This is a genomic window from Pseudonocardia sp. ICBG162 (assembly GCF_020496225.1).
In the GTDB taxonomy this organism is placed as follows: domain Bacteria; phylum Actinomycetota; class Actinomycetes; order Mycobacteriales; family Pseudonocardiaceae; genus Pseudonocardia; species Pseudonocardia alni.
Genome location: NZ_JAHLJD010000031.1, coordinates 1,170,924 through 1,186,454 on the forward strand (window position 1 = coordinate 1,170,924; position 15,531 = coordinate 1,186,454).

Consider the following 15,531-nt stretch of genomic DNA (forward strand, 5'->3'; position numbering starts at 1 on the left):
CGTCGGAGATCACGACGAGGGCCGGAGGTCGATGACGCGGCGTCTCCGCGTGGGGCCGGTACCGATGTCGCGGTGCGGGGCCGCGCCGTCGCCGGCGACGAGCCACGCGCGGCAGGAGCCGCTCCGGCCCGACCGTCAGTCGGCGAGCCGGTCGATGACCAGCAACGCCTCCGCGCCCCCGGCCCGGGCCAGGAGCTCGTCCTCCACCTCGCCCACCTTGACCGCGATGCGCCGGTACAGCGCATGGCCACGCCTGCTCAGGTGGACGCGGACCACGCGGCGGTCGTGCACGTCGACCTCCCGGTAGACCAGCGCCCTCGACACCAGCCTGTCCACGACCCGGGTCAGGGTCGGCCCGGACACCCGCGTCCCCTCGACGAGTGCGGCCATCGGCTGTCCGCGCTCGGCGGCGAGCGCGTCCATGACCAGCCACTGGTCGAGCGTGAGCTCCTCGGAGGCCAGCACCTTCTCGATCCTGGACGTGGTCGACGAGCTGGCCCTGACCACGGCACGCGTCAGCCGTCCGGGTCGTGCGATCGCACGGTCGTCGGTCATCGCGCGCGCATCCGTCCCGTTCCCCCGGTCGGCCCGGCAGTTCTCTTCATGTGAAAGTAACCCTACACTCGGGACCTCGACTGCAGCGGAGCTCCGATGAACCTGGGCGGCACCGGTACCGACACGTGGAGTGTCGCGATGGTGGTACCCCGGCAGGGCCCGGCGGGCCTGTTCGGGCCGTCCTGCGAGGCGATCGCGGAGCTCGCGATGGAGGAGATCAACGCCGCGGGCGGGGTCCTCGGCCGCGAGGTCACCCTCGAGTTCGTCGACGGCGGGGCGGCACCACGGCGCACCGCCCGGGAGGTCTCCCGGCTGATCGACGACGGCCGTGCCGACGCCGTCACCGGGTGGCACATCTCCAGTGTCCGCAACGCGCTGGCCCCCGTGGTCGCCGGCCGGATCCCCTACGCCTACACCGCGCTCTACGAGGGCGGCGAGACCCGGGACGGCATCTTCTGCTCGGGCGAGATCCCGCGCCAGCAGATCGCCCCGGCGCTGCGCTGGCTGCGCGACAACCTCGGCGCGCGGCGGTGGTTCGTCGTCGGCAACGACTTCGAGTGGCCGCACCGGTCGATGGTCGAGGTACGCCGCTTCGCGCACGACCTGGACCTGCGGCTGTGCGGCACCGCGTTCGTGCCGCTCGGGTCCGGGCGAGCGCGCGGCCTCGTCCGCCGGGTCGAGGCCGCGGACTGCGACGGCGTGCTCATGCTCCTGGTCGGGGGCGACGCCGTGGAGTTCAACCGGCAGTTCGCCGCGCGCGGACTGCACGAGCGGCTGGTCCGCTTCACGCCCATGACCGAGGAGAACATGCTCCTGGCCAGCGGTTCCGAGGCCACCCGGAACCTGTTCGTGTGCTCGGCGTACTTCCGGTCGCTGGTCAACGGCGACGCCATGGACCTGCTGGGCCGGTACCAGCGGATGCACGGCACGGACGCTCCCGCACTCAACGTGGTCGCCGAGTCCTGCTACGAGGGCCTGACCACCCTGGCGAACCTCGTCCGGCGCGCGGGCTCCACGGAGCTCCGCGATCTCAACGCCGTCGTCGACGGCGCGGCCTACCACGGGCCCCGCGGGACGGTCGAGTTCCACGGTCAGCAGGCACACCAGCACGTGCACCTGGCCGCCGTCGACGGCTACGACTTCGACGTGATCACCCGGCTCTGACCGGTCGGTCCAGGCCCGATCGCAGCGCCTCTCTTGACGCCCCGTCGCGCCCTACTTATCTTCACTTGAAAATACTCCGACGGAAACCTGATGGGCGATCGTCGCACCTCAGAGGGGCAGGCACTGAAGATGAGTGGACTCGGCGGGCTCAACAAGTCGCCCAACGGCGTCGTTCTCGGCCTCGTCCAGGCCCAGCTGCCGAACGTGGTGACCCCCGACGATCTCGCGGCCCAGTCGCGACGGATCCGCGAGATGGTCGGCAAGGCGCGGCGCACCATGCCGTCCATGGACCTCGTGGTGTTCCCCGAGTACTCCCTGCACGGCCTCTCCATGGACACGAACCCGGAGATCATGTGCCGCATCGACGGTCCGGAGGTCGAGTCGTTCCGGGCCGCCTGCGTCGAGAACCGGATCTGGGGCTGCTTCTCGATCATGGAGTTCAACCCGCACGGCAACCCCTACAACACCGGCATCGTCATCGACGACACGGGCGAGCTGCGGCTGTACTACCGCAAGATGCACCCGTGGGTCCCGGTCGAGCCGTGGGAGCCCGGGAACATCGGCGTACCGGTCTGCGACGGCCCCAACGGCAGCACCCTCGCGCTGATCATCTGTCACGACGGCATGTTTCCCGAGATGTGGCGTGAGGCCGCCTACAAGGGCGCCGACATCGTGCTGCGCACGGCGGGCTACACGCGGCCGATCCGCCACTCGTGGCAGGTCACCAACCAGGCGAACTCGTTCTCGAACCTCGTCTACAGCGCGAGCGTCTGCATGTGCGGCTCCGACGGCACCTTCGACTCGATGGGCGAGGGGATGGTCGTGAGCTTCGACGGGACCGTCATGGCCGCCGGCACGAACCGCCCCGACGAGATCGTCACGGCCGAGGTGCGTCCGGACCTCGTCGCCGAGGCCCGGCGGACCTGGGGCGTCGAGAACAACATCTACCAGTTCGGGCACCGCGGGTTCGTCGCCGTCGACGGCGGGGCGCAGGACTGCCCCTACACCTACATGCACGACCTGATGAACGGGAAGTACCGCCTCCCCTGGGAGGACGAGGTGCAGGTCACCGACGGAACCGGGTCCGGGTTCGAGGCGCCGACGCGCGGCTACCGCGGCGCGGAGGTCGTGGGCGGGGTCCTCCCGATCCGCGCGCCGGACCAGCGCTGACCCCACCCGGTGCCCGGGCACCACGTCCACGCTCGCCCTGGAGGAGCAGCATGCCGGAGGTCCCGCACGGTCGGGTACGACGCGGATGGGACGCGATCGACGCGACGATGCCGCGCTGGGCGGCGGTCGTCGAGAACCGTCCGGTGGTGGCGTTCGTCGACCACTGCCTGCGCGGCATCGGCCAGATCGTGTTCGTCAACAACCCCGTCAGCGGGGCCGGGATCCTGCTGGCGATGTACGTCTCCTCGGCCTGGGTCGGCGTCGCGGTGACCGTCGGGGTCGTCGTCGCCACCGCCACGGCACGCGCGCTGGGGATGGAGCGCGACCTCACCGCCGACGGCCTCTACGGCTTCAACGGCGCGCTGGTCGCGGGTGCCCTCGCATTCCTGCTCTCCCCGGCCTGGAGCATCACGGTCCTCGTCTACGGCGCGCTCGGCGCCGCGGCGAGCACCGTCCTGATGGCCGCACTCGTCCGCGTCTTCATCGGCGGCTGGGGCGTCCCGCCGGTCACGCTCCCGTTCAACCTGCTCACGATGGGCATGCTCGCCTGCACCTTCGCGGTGACCCACCTGCAGGGCGGCTCCGCCCTCACGCCACGACAGCTCCCGCTCCCCGAGATCACGACACCGGTGCGCTCCGCGGCGGGCGCCGTGGGCGAGAACGACCTGGCGGGCCTGGGGCACGCCGTCGTCCACGGCCTGGGCACCCTGGTCCTGTCCGGCCAGTTCGCCTCCGGGGTGATCGTGGTCGTCGCGATGGCGGTCTGTTCGCGCATCCTCGCGCTGATGGCCGTCGCCGGCTCGCTGGTGGGCGCACTCACGGGGCTCGCACTGGGCGGTGACGGCGTGCTGATCTACACGGGGTTCTGGGGGTACAACTCGTTCGTCTGCGCCGTCGCGATCGCGCTGCTGTACGTGTTCACCTGGCGGTCGGTGCTGTTCGCGCTCGGCTGCGCCGTCGTCGGCGCGGTCCTCTACGGGGCCTGCTCCGCGCTCCTCGGCCCGGTCGGCGTGCCGGCCCTCACGCTTCCCTTCTGCCTCGCCACCCTGATGTTCCTGCTGGCCGGCAGGTCGGCCTCCGGCCTCGTCGCCGTCCCGCTGGACCGGCTGAGCACGCCCGAGCAGCACCGGATCCGGCGGCGCGAGGAGCTCGAGGCCGCCCCGGGCGGCGCCCGGACCACCGGCGTCCCCGACTGACCGGTCAGCGGGCGGCGGTGCGGCGCCGCGCCCTCGTCAGGACGTCGAGCTGCGCGGGGTTGTACAGGTCTCCGACGGCCCTCCGGACGTCCTGGCGCCCCGGTCCGGCCCCCCGCAGACCGGCCTCGATCAGCTGGAACTGGGTGAGGCGTTCCACCGAGAGGCGCCGGAGGTGTTCGGCGATGCCGGTCGCCACGACCTCGCGGCTCGACTCGTCGGCGTCGCCGGGGAGGTTGTCGAAGGCGACGACGGCCGCGTGCGACCGGTACGGGGGCAGCAGGTCCAGGTAGGCCTCGAGCGGCCGCGGACCGAGCAGCCGGCTGAGGACGACGACGAGGCCCCGTTCGGCCGTGGGCAGCCCCTCGATCCGGCCGGCGATCCGGACGGGCACGTCGAGCGGCGTCTCCTGCTCGAGCATCGTCACGAGCTCCGCGCGGGTCCGCTGCAGGCGGGCGATGTCGCGGGCGATCCCGGCCTCGACGTCGCGCAGCACCCCGGTGGGCAGCCGGTCGGCGTCCCCGACCGCGGCGACCTGCGACAACGACAGACCCAGCTCGGTGAGCCGGCGGATCCGGATCAGCCGGACGAGGTGCTCCACCCCGTACTGCTGGTACCCGTTCGACCGCCGTTCCGGCTCGGGGAGCAGCCCCAGCTCGTGGTAGTGCCGCACCGCGCGACGACTCGTCCCGGCGAGCTCGGCCAGCCGGCGGGGGCTCCACACCACGGCACCGTCCTTCCCTCCGACCAGCGTGCGCGGACGCCCGGCCCGGGCGCGGTCGCGGCGCCGTCGGGGGACGGGGACGAACCGACCATAACCGGTGACCGGCGCCACACCGTTGCATCTTGAGGTGGCCGTGACGGCCAGGTGTGCGCTGCCCCTGCCCTGTCACCTGCTCGATCCGGAGTCGTCCTCGCCGTGTCCCGTCACCCACGTCTACGCCTGCTGACCACCTCCACCGTCCTGCTCGGTCTCATCGCCGGGTGCGCCACCGCGCCGGCCACCGCCGGCGGGCCGGACCCCGCGTCCCTGGACGCCTTCCACACCCAGGAGCTCGCCTTCGGTCCGTGCGCCGGGTACGCCACCACCGAGCTCGACGCCGCCGTCCTCGGCGCGGACGGCCTCGAGTGCGCCCGGCTGACGGTCCCGCTGGACTACGACGACCCCGCCGGACGGACGGCCGAACTCGGGGTCCTGCGCGTCCCCGCGACCGGGGACCGGATCGGCTCCCTGGTCGTCAACCCCGGCGGGCCGGCGAAGCCGGGGATGTCCTACGCCGCCCAGCTGGCGGCCTTCCCGGGCTCCGACCGGATCACCGAGCGGTTCGACCTGGTCGGCTTCGACATGCGCGGCACCGGTGCGTCCACCCCGACCGTGGACTGCTTCACCGACGACGAGCGCCGGGCCGACCTGCTCATGGCCACCTTCCTGTTCGGCGGGGAGACCTGGAGCGAGGACGTCACCCGGCACGCCGCGGCGAGCTGCGCCGAGGGCTCCGGCGGGGCGGACGTCATCAGCCACCTCGGCAGCCGCGACACGGTCCGGGACATGGACGTCCTGCGCGCCGCGCTCGGCGACGACCAGCTGAACTTCCTGGGTGCCAGCTACGGCACCCGGCTGGGCGCGGTCTACGCCGAGACGTTCCCGCGCAACGTCCGGAGCATGGTCCTCGACGGCGGGATGGACCCGGACCTGGGCATCCGGGACCGGATGGTCCAGCAGTACGCCGGCTTCCAGCGCTCGTTCGACGCCATGGCGACCGCCTGCGCCGCGGCCGGGAGCTGCCCGCTGGGGGACGACCCGCAGCAGGCCACCGCGCGGTTCCAGGAGCTCGTCCGGCCGCTCGCCGACGACCCCGCCGCCACCGGCCGGGACCGCGGGCTGACCTACCGGAGCGCGGTCGAGGCCGTGCTGTTCGCCCTCTACTCACAGGACAACTGGCCGACGCTCGTCCAGGGACTGACCGAGCTCACGGCGGGCCGGGGAGACCTGCTGCTGGCGATCCGCGACGGGGCCCACGAGCTGCAGAGCGACGGCAGCTGGTCCACGTTCATCGAGGGCGCCTTCGCGACCCACTGCAACGACCGCGAGCGGCTGACCCCGGACCAGGAGACGGCGATGCGCCGGGAAATGCTGCAGGCCGCGCCGTTCCTCGACGACGGCCGCGGGAGCGGGGCCCGCGACGGCTGCGAGCACTGGCCCGCCGACCCGACGCTGGGGTCGCCCTACGCGACCGACGTCGACGGCCTGCCGCAGACGCTCGTCGTCTCCGTCACCGGCGATCCCGCATCGCCGCACGAGGGCGGCGTCGCCCTCGCCGACACCCTCGGATCCGGCCTGCTCACCGTCGAGGGTGAGCGGCACGGCACGGTGCTCGTCGCCGGGAACGCCTGTGTCGACGACGTCGTCGCCGACTACCTCATCGACCTGACGGTGCCCGACGATGCCCACTGCTCCCTCTGACCCGCTCTCCGAGTCCCGCCCGGGACGGGGCGGCCCCGCAGCGCCCCGCCGGCCGCGCCTGGCCTCCGACGGCACCCGGTACCTCGTCACGACCGCGGTCACCGTCGTCCTCGCCGCCGCGTACGGCGCCGCCGTCCAGACCGTCTCACCCGACGACATCGGATCGCTGGGCTTCGTCGTCTCCGTCTACTTCGGAGCATGGAGTGTCTGGGCCGCGCTCTACGCGGGCCTGACCATCACGGTCCTGCGCCGGGCCGACGGGGCCGCGCTGGCCGGGTGGCTGACCGAGAACCGCTCGGGACGACGGCGCCGACGACGCGTCGAGTGGCTCGCGGGCAGCGGTGGCCCGCTCGGCGCCCTCTCGTTCTGCGCGGTGGCGATCGGGGCCGTGGTCGGCGCGATGGTGCTGCGGGAGCTGCGGGAGGACCCCGTCGTCGTCGGGCTGGCGGTCCTGGTGGTGAGCACCTCGTGGCTGCTCATCGTGACGGTCTACGCCGTGCACTACGCCCGGGAGAACGCCCGCGCCGGCGGGCTGGACTTCGCGGGCACCGGTGACGGGCCACCCGGGTTCACCGACCACCTGTACCTCGCGATCCAGGTCGGCACCGCCTACACCAGCGCGGACGTCGCCGTGACGGGGCGCGCCATGCGGCAGACGGCGGCGCTGCACGCCGTCGTCGCCTTCGTCTTCAACACCGTGCTCATCGCGCTGCTGGTGTCGCTGCTCGTCACCGTCGCCACGTGATCGCCCACGACCGGGAGCTCTCCGACGGGCACGGGTCACGTGCGCCGCAGGATCGCCACGAGCTCGTCCGGCCGGTCGAGGGGCACGATGTGCCCGCAGTCGTCGAGGAGGTGTCCGTCGAGGATGTCGGCGACCCCGCACAGCTGGTCCTCCAGCGCCCGGCCGACCGGCGCGGCTCCGACCGCGGTCGTGGGCACCGTCAACCGGGCACCGGCCACCGCCGTGGCGATCTGGCGTCCGGACTCGGGCAGCGCCCGGTAGAGGGCGAACGCACAGCGGAGCGCGTCCGGGCGGGCGAACGTCTCGGCCATCGCGGACCGCAGCTCCGGACGGATCCCACGCCCGCGGGTGCCCTGGTCGAGGAACCACCCGGCGTACGCCGCCTCGTTCCCGTGCAGCACCCTCTCCGCGAGGCCCGGGACCTGATGGAAGCCGAACCACCACGGGGGCCCGCCCCCGAAGAACGCCTCGGCGCCGGGGAGCGTCCCCAGCGTCGACTCGACGAGTACGAGCCGCGCCACGAGGTCCGGACGACGCATGCCGAGCAGGAACGCGGCGGGGACACCGGCGTCGATCGCCACCACGACCGCCGGCGCGGCCCCGAGGGACACGATCAGCTCCTCCAGGTCCCCGGACAGCGTCCCTGCATCGAGCCCCTCGGCCGTGCGGGTACTCGCCCCGAACCCGCGCAGGTCCGGCACGACGACACGGTGGTCCTCCCTCAGCGCGTCGCGGACCTCGGACCACACCAGCCCGGTGTGCGGGAAGCCGTGGACGAGCAGCACCGGCGGCCCCTGCCCCACCTCGTCGACGGCCAGCTCGACCCCGTTCACGGCGACCATCCGCACAACGACCTCCTGGGTAACCATCGGTGACCACGTCACCTAAGCTCACCGACCATGGAGGCGGAAGACGGCACGTCGACGGCACCTGGTGAGCCCGGGGTGACCGACCCCCGGCGCGGGGACCTGTTCTCCCCGGACTGCCCCACGCGTCGTCTGCTCGACCGGCTCGGCACGAAGTGGACCTCGATGGTGGTCGGATCGCTGGCCGACGGCGGAGAGCTGCGATTCACGGAGCTGCGACGACGCGCGCCGGGGATCTCGCAGAAGATGCTGTCCACGACGCTGCAGAACCTCGTGCTCGACGGCCTGGTCGCCCGCCGCGTCGAGGACACCGTCCCGCCGCACGTGCACTACCGACTCACCGAACTCGGGACCTCCCTCGAGGTCCCGCTCTCGGCGCTGCGCGAATGGGCCCAGCAGAACATGGGGCGCATCGACGACCATCGCACACGGACCGAGGCGGTCCGGGCGGGCGCGGTGACCCGACCGGCGCTCTACTCCGGGCGCCGGCCGTCCGGGACCGTGCCGTAGCGCTCGAGCACCGCGGCCCGGGTCGCCGGGTCGGTGCGCGGGACGGGCTGGATGAAGATCTGGTCGAGGTCGGGGAAGCGGTCGTGCAGCTCCTCGTCGAGCCGGACGCAGGCCCTCTCGAGATCGGCGGCGCTGACGTCGTCGACGAAGTCGACGCGGGCGCAGAGCAGGACGGAGTCGGTCCCGGTCAGCATCGACTGCAGGTCGACGACGGCGTCGACCTCCGGTGCGTCGTCGAGGTGCTCGTACACCGCGCGCATCACCCGCGGTTCGGCCGACCGCCCGATCAGCAGGTCCTTGTTCGTGCGCCCGAGCACGAACGCGACGAACGCCAGCAGGAGCCCGATCAGGATCGACGCGATCCCGTCCCAGACCGACGAGCCGGTGGCCTGGTGCAGCGCGACCCCGGCCAGGGCGAACACCAACCCGATGATCGCGGCGGTGTCCTCGTAGAGCACGCTCTTGACGGTCGGGTCGTCGGACAGCCGCAGGTACCGCACCAGCGGCAGGCCCAGCTCCCGCTTCTCGCGCAGGACCTGGCGCAACGCCTGCTGCCAGGACGTCCCCTCGATCACGACGGACAGGCCGAGCACGGCGTAGGCCACCCATGCGTACTGCTCCTCGGCGGGGTCCCGCGGCTGCTCGATCACGGTCAGGATGCCCTCGAACACCGAGTACGTGGCGCCGACGACGAACACCGAGACCGCGGCGATCATCGCCCAGAAGAAGCGTTCCTTGCCGTAGCCGAAGGGATGGACGCGGTCCGGCCGCTTGCCCGAGCGCCGCAACGCCGTGAACAGGAGCAGCTCGGTCATGCAGTCGGCAGCGGAGTGCGCCGCCTCCGACAGCATCGCCGACGATCCGGTGAGCAGGCCCGCCACCAGCTTGAGCAGGCCCACCAGCAGGTTCGCCGCGAACGCCAGCGCCACGGACAGCGTGCTGCCGCTCTGCTTGTCCTCCGTCGACCGGTCCTCGTCGGTCATCGGACCGTCGTCCGTGCCTGTGCGGAACCCGTTGTCGCGATCACGACGCCCATCGTTTCACCGAACATCGGTCCGCACCTGCCGACTTGTGCGACCGCCGCGACCGGCCGTGCCACGGTGTCGTCCCCGGCGGAGGTAGGCGCGGAGCCTGCGCCAGAAGTTGATGACGTCCGACGCCGGGAACGCTCCGTCGTCGAGCGCTGCAGCGTGTAGCCGAGCGGCCGGCGACCGACCCCGCCGGCAGTGGTAGGGCGTCCGGCCGGTGCAGGGGCATGAGGGGGGATGGACCTCCCCCACGACATGAAGAAGCCCCCGGCAGCGTCGCTACCAGGGGCTTCGCGGAGCCGCCTTGGGGAGTCGAACCCCAGACCTACGCATTACGAGTGCGTCGCTCTAACCGACTGAGCTAAGGCGGCGTGGTGCGAAACCAGTGTAGCGGCGCCCTCCGCGCCCCCGGAGCACCCCCCACCGGCTCCCCCGACCGGCACGGCTCCGCGCAGTGCCCGACCGCGTCCCTGCCCCGGGATCATCCGGAAGTCGGACGCCCGCTGCGCCGTCCGGAGGCAGGATCACCCCCGTGACGATGCGGCTGTTGGCGGTCCTGGCCCTGCTCCTGGTGAGTGCGGCGACGTGGCTGGACGGACGCGCACCACATCCCGTCCCGGCCGACGCCGACCCGGGCGTGTTCAGCGCGGACCGGGCGATGCGCACGGTGGACGACCTGGTCGACGGCCCGCGCCCGGGCGGGAGCCCGGCCGCCGTCGCTGCCCGGGACGCGATCGCCGCCCGGCTGACCGCGGCCGGGCTGACCACGCGGCTGCATTCCTCGACCGGCGTCGGCGGGGCCGACAGCAGGATGGTCGCGGCGCCGGTCGACAACGTCGTCGCCACCCTGCCCGGCACCGACCCGACCGGGGCGGTCGTGCTGTCCGCGCACTACGACTCGGTCGCGAGCGGGCCGGGCGCCGCGGACGACATGGCGTCGGTCGCGGCGATCCTGGAGGCGGTGCGCGCGCTGCGGGAGGGCCCGCCGCTGCGCAACGACCTCCTCGTGCTGGTCACCGACGCCGAGGAGGTCGGTCTGCTCGGGATGCAGGCCTGGGTGCGCGACGAGCTCGTCCCGTCCGCGCGCCCGGCGGTCACCGTGAACTTCGAGGCGCGCGGGGTGTCCGGGCCGTCGCTGATGTTCCGGACCTCCCCGGGCAACGCCGGGCTGGCCCGGGTGTTCGCCGACGCCGTACCGCACCCGACGGGCGACTCGTCGCTGGTGGAGGCGTTCCGGCTGCTGCCCAACGACACCGACCTCACCCGGGTCCTCGACGCCGGCCGCCCCGGTGTGGACGTCGCATTCGTCGAGCAGCCGGTGCAGTACCACACGACGGGCGACGCCCCGGAGAACCTGAGCGCGGCGAGCGTGCAGGGCCACGGCGAGGCCGCGCTCGGCCTGGCGCGCGCCCTGGGGGACCAGGATCTCGCCCCGCTCGATCCGGCGGTGTCCGGCGCCCTGCCGCAGGACGACGCGACGTACTTCCGGTTCGCCGGGACGACCGTCGTGTACCCGTCGTGGCTGGTGTGGCCGGTGGCGGCGCTCGGGGCGGTCGCGGTCGTCGCCGCGGTGCTGGTCGCACGCCGGCGCGGGGCGACGACGGTGCCGCGCGTCCTGGGCGCTGCCGCGCTGCTGGTCGTGGCGGTCGTCGCCGCGGTGTCCGCGTCGGTGGGACTGTGGCGGGCGCTCCTGGCGGTGCATCCGGTGTGGGCGGACACCGGCCCGTTCCTGCACCGCCCGGTCCCGGTGCAGGCGGCCGCGGTGGCGCTGGCCGTCGCGGTGACGGCGCTGTGGTGGCTCGCGGTGCGCCGCTGGGCGGGCGCCGCCGGCGCGGCCGCGGCGGGGGTGCTGGTGCTCGCGGTGCTGGGCCTGGTCACCGCGGGCACGGTGCCGGGCGCGTCGTACCTGTTCGCGTGGCCCGCGGCCGCCGCGGGCGCCGGGCTCACCGTCGCGCTCGTGCTGCGGGGGCGCCCGGTCGTCGCGACGGCGGCCGCCACGCTGGGCGCGGTCCCGGCGGCGGCGCTGCTGGTGCCGCTGGGCTGGGACCTGTTCGTGCTGTCCGGGGTGTCCGACGGCGTCCCGGCCGGGGCGCTGGTGCTCACCGCCGCGGCCCTCACCGTCGTCCTCGTCCCGGAGGGAATGCAGCGCGCGACGGTCGGGGGTCCGCCCGGTCGCGTGTGGCCGGTGCCCGTCGCGGCGGCGCTGGCCGCGGTCGTCCTCGCCGGGGTGGGGGCGGCGGTGAACGGCCCGTCGGCGGAACGGCCGCAGGCCTCGCACCTGTCGTTCCTGCAGGACGACGAGGGTGCCCGCTGGGTCAGCAACCAGACCGTCCCCGCGGCCTGGACCGCCCGCTACCTGGACACCCCGGCACAGGAGGTGCCGGCCTGGCCGGGCCCGGACGAGGTCCGCACCGGGCCGGCTCAGCCGCTGGCCGTACCGGGCCCGCGGGTGGAGGTCCTGAGCCGCACCGCGGACCGGGCGGTGCTGCGTGTGACGAGCCCGCGCGGGGCGCCGGGGATCACGCTGCGACCGGACCGGGCGGTCACCACGGCGACCGTGACGCCCGCCGGACGGCCTGCCGTGTCGGCGGCGCCGGCGGACGGGCTGACCGAGATCCGGCTGCACGCGGTGCCGGCCGCGGGTGCCGTCGTCGAGCTGGTGACGGGGCCGGGGCCGCTGGGCGTGGCCGTCGCGGACCTCTCGCCGGGGCCGGCCGGGGTGCCGGGCTTCGTGCCGCGGCCACCGGAGCTGCGCGCGGCCCCGGACCGCACCGGCGACCAGGTGGTGCTGGCGACGCGGGTGGAGCTCAGCGGGTGAACGGGAAACGCGGGCCCGGCTCCCACGGCCCACCGTCGTAGCGCCACAGCGCCAGGCCGGGGACGCCGGCGTCCCACGGGGCGAACCCGGCGGCCAGGTCGTCGTGCAGCGCCCGGGCCGTGGCCGGGGTGACCTTGTTCTGGACGGTCACGTGCAGGTCGGTCTTCCCGGCGTCCTGCCGGGTGAGGCGGGACCGCCACCGGTCGGCGACGCCGCGGCGCAGGGTCGACAGGTCGGGGCAGTCGAGGGTGAAGGCGACGCCGCGGCCGAGCAGCCGCAGGCCGGTGACCCGGGCGGTCATCGGGGCGCGGTCGGTCGCGGCGGTCAGGTCGGTGGCGAGCTCGGCGGCGGCGTCGCCGGGCAGGGCGTGGAACAGGGTCAGGTGCGCGGCGAGGTGGTTGCGCCCGGCCGGGAAGTGCCGTTCCCGCAGGTCGTCGAACCGGGCCTGGGTGGCGTCGTCGAGCAGGGCCGTGAGGATCAGCGGCCGGTCATCCACGGTGCAGGGCCGTCATCATGGCCTCGACGGCGATCCGCGGCTTCACGTTCTGCTCCAGCGCGTCGCGGCAGGCGAGCACCGCCTCGAGGCGACGCAGGCTCGACTCCGGGCCCCACTCGGCGGCGGCCACCCGGATCTCGCGGTCGCGGTCCGGGTTGGTCAGCGGCACCGTCGCGCCGGTCGCGGCGACGATCGCGTCCCGGTAGAAGCCGGCGAGGTCGACCAGGGCGCGGTCGAGCGCGTCCCGCTGGGTCCGGGTGGCGCGGCTCTTCTGACGCTTCTCCAGGTCCCGCTCGGCCGCCTTCGCCGAGCGGGCCGCCGACGCGGCACCCTTGCCCGTGCCGCCGGCGCCCATCGCGACGGCCAGCTCCTCGCGCTCGGACTCGTCGCGGGAGGACCGCAGCTCGTCGGCCTCGGCCTCGGCCGCGCGGATCAGCACGTCGGCGTGGAAGAACGCGTCGCCGAGGCGGCGCAGCTTCGTCGGCACGCCGAGGATCTCCTCGCGCCGGGCACGGGCCTGCGGGTCGCGGGCGAGGCGCCGGGCGCGGCCGACGTGGCCGCCGCACACCGACGCGGCCCACTGGGCCTGCTCGGGGTCGATCCCGTCGCGGTCGCGCAGCACCCCGGCGACGGCGTCGGGCGCCGGGCTGCGCAGGTGCACCATCCGGCAGCGCGACCGGATCGTGACGGGCACGTCGTCGGGGTGGTCCGACGGCGCGCACAGCAGGAACACCGTCTCCGGCGCCGGCTCCTCGACCGCCTTGAGCAGCGCGTTCGACGCGCCCTCGGTGAGCCGGTCGGCGTCGGCGATGATCACGATCTGCCAGGTCCCGGTGGCGGGCTTCCGCGCGGCGAGCTGGACGAGCGAGCGCATCTCGGCGACCGAGATGGACAGTCCCTCGGGGACGATCTCGCGGACGTCGGAGTGGGTGCCCGCCATGACGGTCCGGCAGGCCGTGCACTCGCCGCAGCCGTGGTAGCGGCACTGCAGGGCGGCCGCGAAGGCGCGGGCGGCGTTCGACCGGCCGGAGCCGGGCGGGCCGGTGAACAGCCAGGCGTGGGTCATCGCCGTCGGGTCCGACGCCGCCCCGTCCAGCTCGGCGACGGCGGCGGGCTGGCCCACCACGTCGTCCCACACGCTCACGACTACCCCTCCTCCGCCATCTGCCGGCGCGCGACGACGCCGACCACCGCCGCCAGGACGCCCCCGCCGGCGAGGACGAACCGCGTGCCGTCGACCAGCAGCGCGGTGTCGCCCACGGTCACCGTCCGCGTCGCCACGATGCCGACGACGACCGGCACCACCGACATCGCGCCCAGCAGCACCAGCCGCACCAGGGACTGGACGAACGCGTTGACCCGGCCGCGGATCCCGTCGGCGACCTCGGTGCCGATGATCGTGAGACCGGTCAGGAACGCGACCCCGGCGAACGCGCCGACGAACAGCACCGCGGCGATCGCCATGAACAGGTGCACCGCCACCGCCACGACGACGAGCGACACCCCGGCCCCGATGATCGCGCTGCCGAACAGGCGCCGGTGCGGCACCTGCCGGGCCAGCACCGGACCGGCGGCCATGCCCGCCGCGAGACCGGCGAACACCGACGCGAAGAGGATCGAGTACGCCGCGTCCCCGCCGCCGAGGCTCGACGCGTAGAGCTTGGCCGTGGCGATCACGGCGCCGCCCGCGGTGAACGCGCCGATGATCCCGATGACCAGCCCGCGCACGAGCGGGGTGCGGACGACGAAGGTGTAGCCGTCGCGCAGCAGGAACAGCATCGACGGCGGGGCGTGCCGGCGCTCGGCCTCGGTGGCCCGGCCGGAGATCTCCGGGATGGCGAAGTACACGACCAGCGCCGATGCCAGGAACGCGAACCCGTTGAGACACAGCGCCGCGTAGACGGTGGTCGCCTGGTCCGCGCCGAACAGCGGACCGACCTTGCTGACCAGCGCGAAGAGCCCCGCGCCCCCGACGACGGCGACGCCGTAGGTCACCAGCAGGCTCAGCTGCGCCGCGCTCTCCATCTGCGCCGGGCTGCGCAGCAGGTTCGGGACCGCCGCGTCCTTCGCCGGGATCCAGAACATGGTGCACAGCTCGAGGAGCAGGGTCACGACCAGCAGCCACCACAGCTGCCCGACGAACGGGATCGACAGCAGCAGCACGAACTTCGTGAGGTCACAGGTCACCATGACCTTGCGCCGGTCGAAGCGGTCGGCGAGCACCCCGGCGAGCGGCCCGAACAGCAGCGACGGCACCAGCTTGGTCGCGACGACGCCCCCGAGCGCGAAGCTCTGCGCGGTGAACCCGGCGCCCGCGGTGAGGTGGGTGGCCAGCGACGTGAGCGCCAGCAGCGCCAGCCACTCGCCGGTCGCGGTGACCGCGGTGACCGACCAGAGCCTGCGGAAGGCGGGGATCGCGAGGACCGACGTCAGGCGGTGCGACGTCGACGACGGGGTCGTGATCGCGGCTCACCTCCTCCTCACCCGGCACGGCGTGCGGATCTTCAGGCTAGACCGGCCCA

At 73.9% G+C, this 15,531-nt stretch carries 14 protein-coding genes and 1 tRNA gene; 7 read left to right on the plus strand and 8 right to left on the minus strand.

All coding sequences use genetic code 11. The features are described from left to right. Positions 1-135 precede the first annotated feature (135 nt). Positions 136-555, minus strand: a complete 420-nt coding sequence (locus KPL60_RS30450; protein WP_226367944.1) for a MarR family winged helix-turn-helix transcriptional regulator — start codon at positions 553-555, stop codon at positions 136-138. A 138-nt stretch (positions 556-693) separates the two neighbouring features. Between KPL60_RS30450 and KPL60_RS30455 the strand changes: the two genes are divergently transcribed. From KPL60_RS30455 to KPL60_RS30465, 3 genes are all read left to right on the plus strand, one after another. After that, positions 694-1,719, plus strand: coding sequence for a substrate-binding domain-containing protein (locus tag KPL60_RS30455; RefSeq protein ID WP_226367945.1), 1,026 nt, complete (start codon positions 694-696; stop codon positions 1,717-1,719). Between the two features lie 129 nt (positions 1,720-1,848). Continuing rightward, positions 1,849-2,889 (plus strand): formamidase, encoded by a 1,041-nt coding sequence (locus KPL60_RS30460; RefSeq protein ID WP_226367946.1) that lies wholly within the window; start codon positions 1,849-1,851, stop codon positions 2,887-2,889. Positions 2,890-2,939: 50 nt separating this feature from the next. After that, positions 2,940-4,085, plus strand: a complete 1,146-nt coding sequence (locus KPL60_RS30465; protein ID WP_226367947.1) for an urea transporter — start codon at positions 2,940-2,942, stop codon at positions 4,083-4,085. Between the two features lie 4 nt (positions 4,086-4,089). Here KPL60_RS30465 and KPL60_RS30470 read toward each other — a convergent pair whose 3' ends face one another. After that, the gene (locus KPL60_RS30470) at positions 4,090-4,809 is read right to left on the minus strand and encodes a MerR family transcriptional regulator (RefSeq protein WP_226367948.1); all 720 of its coding nucleotides are present in this window, start codon (positions 4,807-4,809) and stop codon (positions 4,090-4,092) included. 192 nt (positions 4,810-5,001) lie between these two features. Here KPL60_RS30470 and KPL60_RS30475 point away from each other — a divergent pair, with 192 nt between their 5' ends. After that, the gene (locus KPL60_RS30475) at positions 5,002-6,546 is read left to right on the plus strand and encodes an alpha/beta hydrolase (protein WP_226367949.1); all 1,545 of its coding nucleotides are present in this window, start codon (positions 5,002-5,004) and stop codon (positions 6,544-6,546) included. Continuing rightward, positions 6,527-7,291, plus strand: a complete 765-nt coding sequence (locus tag KPL60_RS30480; RefSeq protein WP_226367950.1) for a DUF1345 domain-containing protein — start codon at positions 6,527-6,529, stop codon at positions 7,289-7,291. The genes KPL60_RS30475 and KPL60_RS30480 overlap by 20 nt, the downstream gene beginning before the upstream one ends. Before the next feature lie 35 nt (positions 7,292-7,326). Here KPL60_RS30480 and KPL60_RS30485 read toward each other — a convergent pair whose 3' ends face one another. Beyond that, positions 7,327-8,160, minus strand: coding sequence for an alpha/beta fold hydrolase (locus KPL60_RS30485; RefSeq protein WP_226367951.1), 834 nt, complete (start codon positions 8,158-8,160; stop codon positions 7,327-7,329). 30 nt (positions 8,161-8,190) lie between these two features. Between KPL60_RS30485 and KPL60_RS30490 the strand changes: the two genes are divergently transcribed. Next, positions 8,191-8,667 (plus strand): helix-turn-helix domain-containing protein, encoded by a 477-nt coding sequence (locus KPL60_RS30490; protein WP_255656674.1) that lies wholly within the window; start codon positions 8,191-8,193, stop codon positions 8,665-8,667. Here KPL60_RS30490 and KPL60_RS30495 read toward each other — a convergent pair. Further along, complete coding sequence (locus KPL60_RS30495) at positions 8,631-9,650, minus strand: cation diffusion facilitator family transporter (RefSeq protein WP_226367952.1); 1,020 nt, start codon at positions 9,648-9,650, stop codon at positions 8,631-8,633. The genes KPL60_RS30490 and KPL60_RS30495 overlap by 37 nt on opposite strands. Positions 9,651-9,992: 342 nt before the next feature. Next, positions 9,993-10,066: transfer RNA gene (locus tag KPL60_RS30500), tRNA-Thr, on the minus strand. Positions 10,067-10,233: 167 nt separating this feature from the next. On the opposite strand from KPL60_RS30500, the gene KPL60_RS30505 reads away from it, so the two are divergent. Next, a complete protein-coding gene (locus KPL60_RS30505; RefSeq protein WP_226368275.1) occupies positions 10,234-12,513 on the plus strand; it encodes a M20/M25/M40 family metallo-hydrolase in 2,280 nt (759 codons plus the stop codon). On the opposite strand, the gene KPL60_RS30510 is transcribed toward KPL60_RS30505, so the two are convergent. The 3 genes from KPL60_RS30510 to KPL60_RS30520 are packed head-to-tail and all read right to left on the minus strand — an operon-like array spanning position 12,503 to position 15,472. Further along, positions 12,503-13,009, minus strand: coding sequence for a 2'-5' RNA ligase family protein (locus KPL60_RS30510; protein WP_226354309.1), 507 nt, complete (start codon positions 13,007-13,009; stop codon positions 12,503-12,505). The genes KPL60_RS30505 and KPL60_RS30510 overlap by 11 nt on opposite strands. Beyond that, on the minus strand, positions 13,002-14,153 hold the full coding sequence (locus KPL60_RS30515) for a DNA polymerase III subunit delta' (protein WP_226354310.1): 1,152 nt from the start codon (positions 14,151-14,153) through the stop codon (positions 13,002-13,004). The genes KPL60_RS30510 and KPL60_RS30515 overlap by 8 nt, the downstream gene beginning before the upstream one ends. 2 nt (positions 14,154-14,155) lie before the next feature. Continuing rightward, positions 14,156-15,472, minus strand: a complete 1,317-nt coding sequence (locus tag KPL60_RS30520; RefSeq protein ID WP_308016890.1) for an MFS transporter — start codon at positions 15,470-15,472, stop codon at positions 14,156-14,158. Positions 15,473-15,531 lie beyond the last annotated feature (59 nt).

Bases quoted from the DNA above. Each gene is read 5' to 3' on its own strand.
- KPL60_RS30450 (WP_226367944.1), bottom strand. From the start codon at position 555: ATGACCGACGACCGTGCGATCGCACGACCCGGACGGCTGACGCGTGCC.
- KPL60_RS30455 (WP_226367945.1), top strand. From the start codon at position 694: ATGGTGGTACCCCGGCAGGGCCCGGCGGGCCTGTTCGGGCCGTCCTGC.
- KPL60_RS30460 (WP_226367946.1), top strand. From the start codon at position 1,849: ATGAGTGGACTCGGCGGGCTCAACAAGTCGCCCAACGGCGTCGTTCTC.
- KPL60_RS30465 (WP_226367947.1), top strand. From the start codon at position 2,940: ATGCCGGAGGTCCCGCACGGTCGGGTACGACGCGGATGGGACGCGATC.
- KPL60_RS30480 (WP_226367950.1), top strand. From the start codon at position 6,527: ATGCCCACTGCTCCCTCTGACCCGCTCTCCGAGTCCCGCCCGGGACGG.
- KPL60_RS30485 (WP_226367951.1), bottom strand. From the start codon at position 8,160: ATGGTTACCCAGGAGGTCGTTGTGCGGATGGTCGCCGTGAACGGGGTC.
- KPL60_RS30490 (WP_255656674.1), top strand. From the start codon at position 8,191: ATGGAGGCGGAAGACGGCACGTCGACGGCACCTGGTGAGCCCGGGGTG.
- KPL60_RS30495 (WP_226367952.1), bottom strand. From the start codon at position 9,650: ATGACCGACGAGGACCGGTCGACGGAGGACAAGCAGAGCGGCAGCACG.
- KPL60_RS30505 (WP_226368275.1), top strand. From the start codon at position 10,234: ATGCGGCTGTTGGCGGTCCTGGCCCTGCTCCTGGTGAGTGCGGCGACG.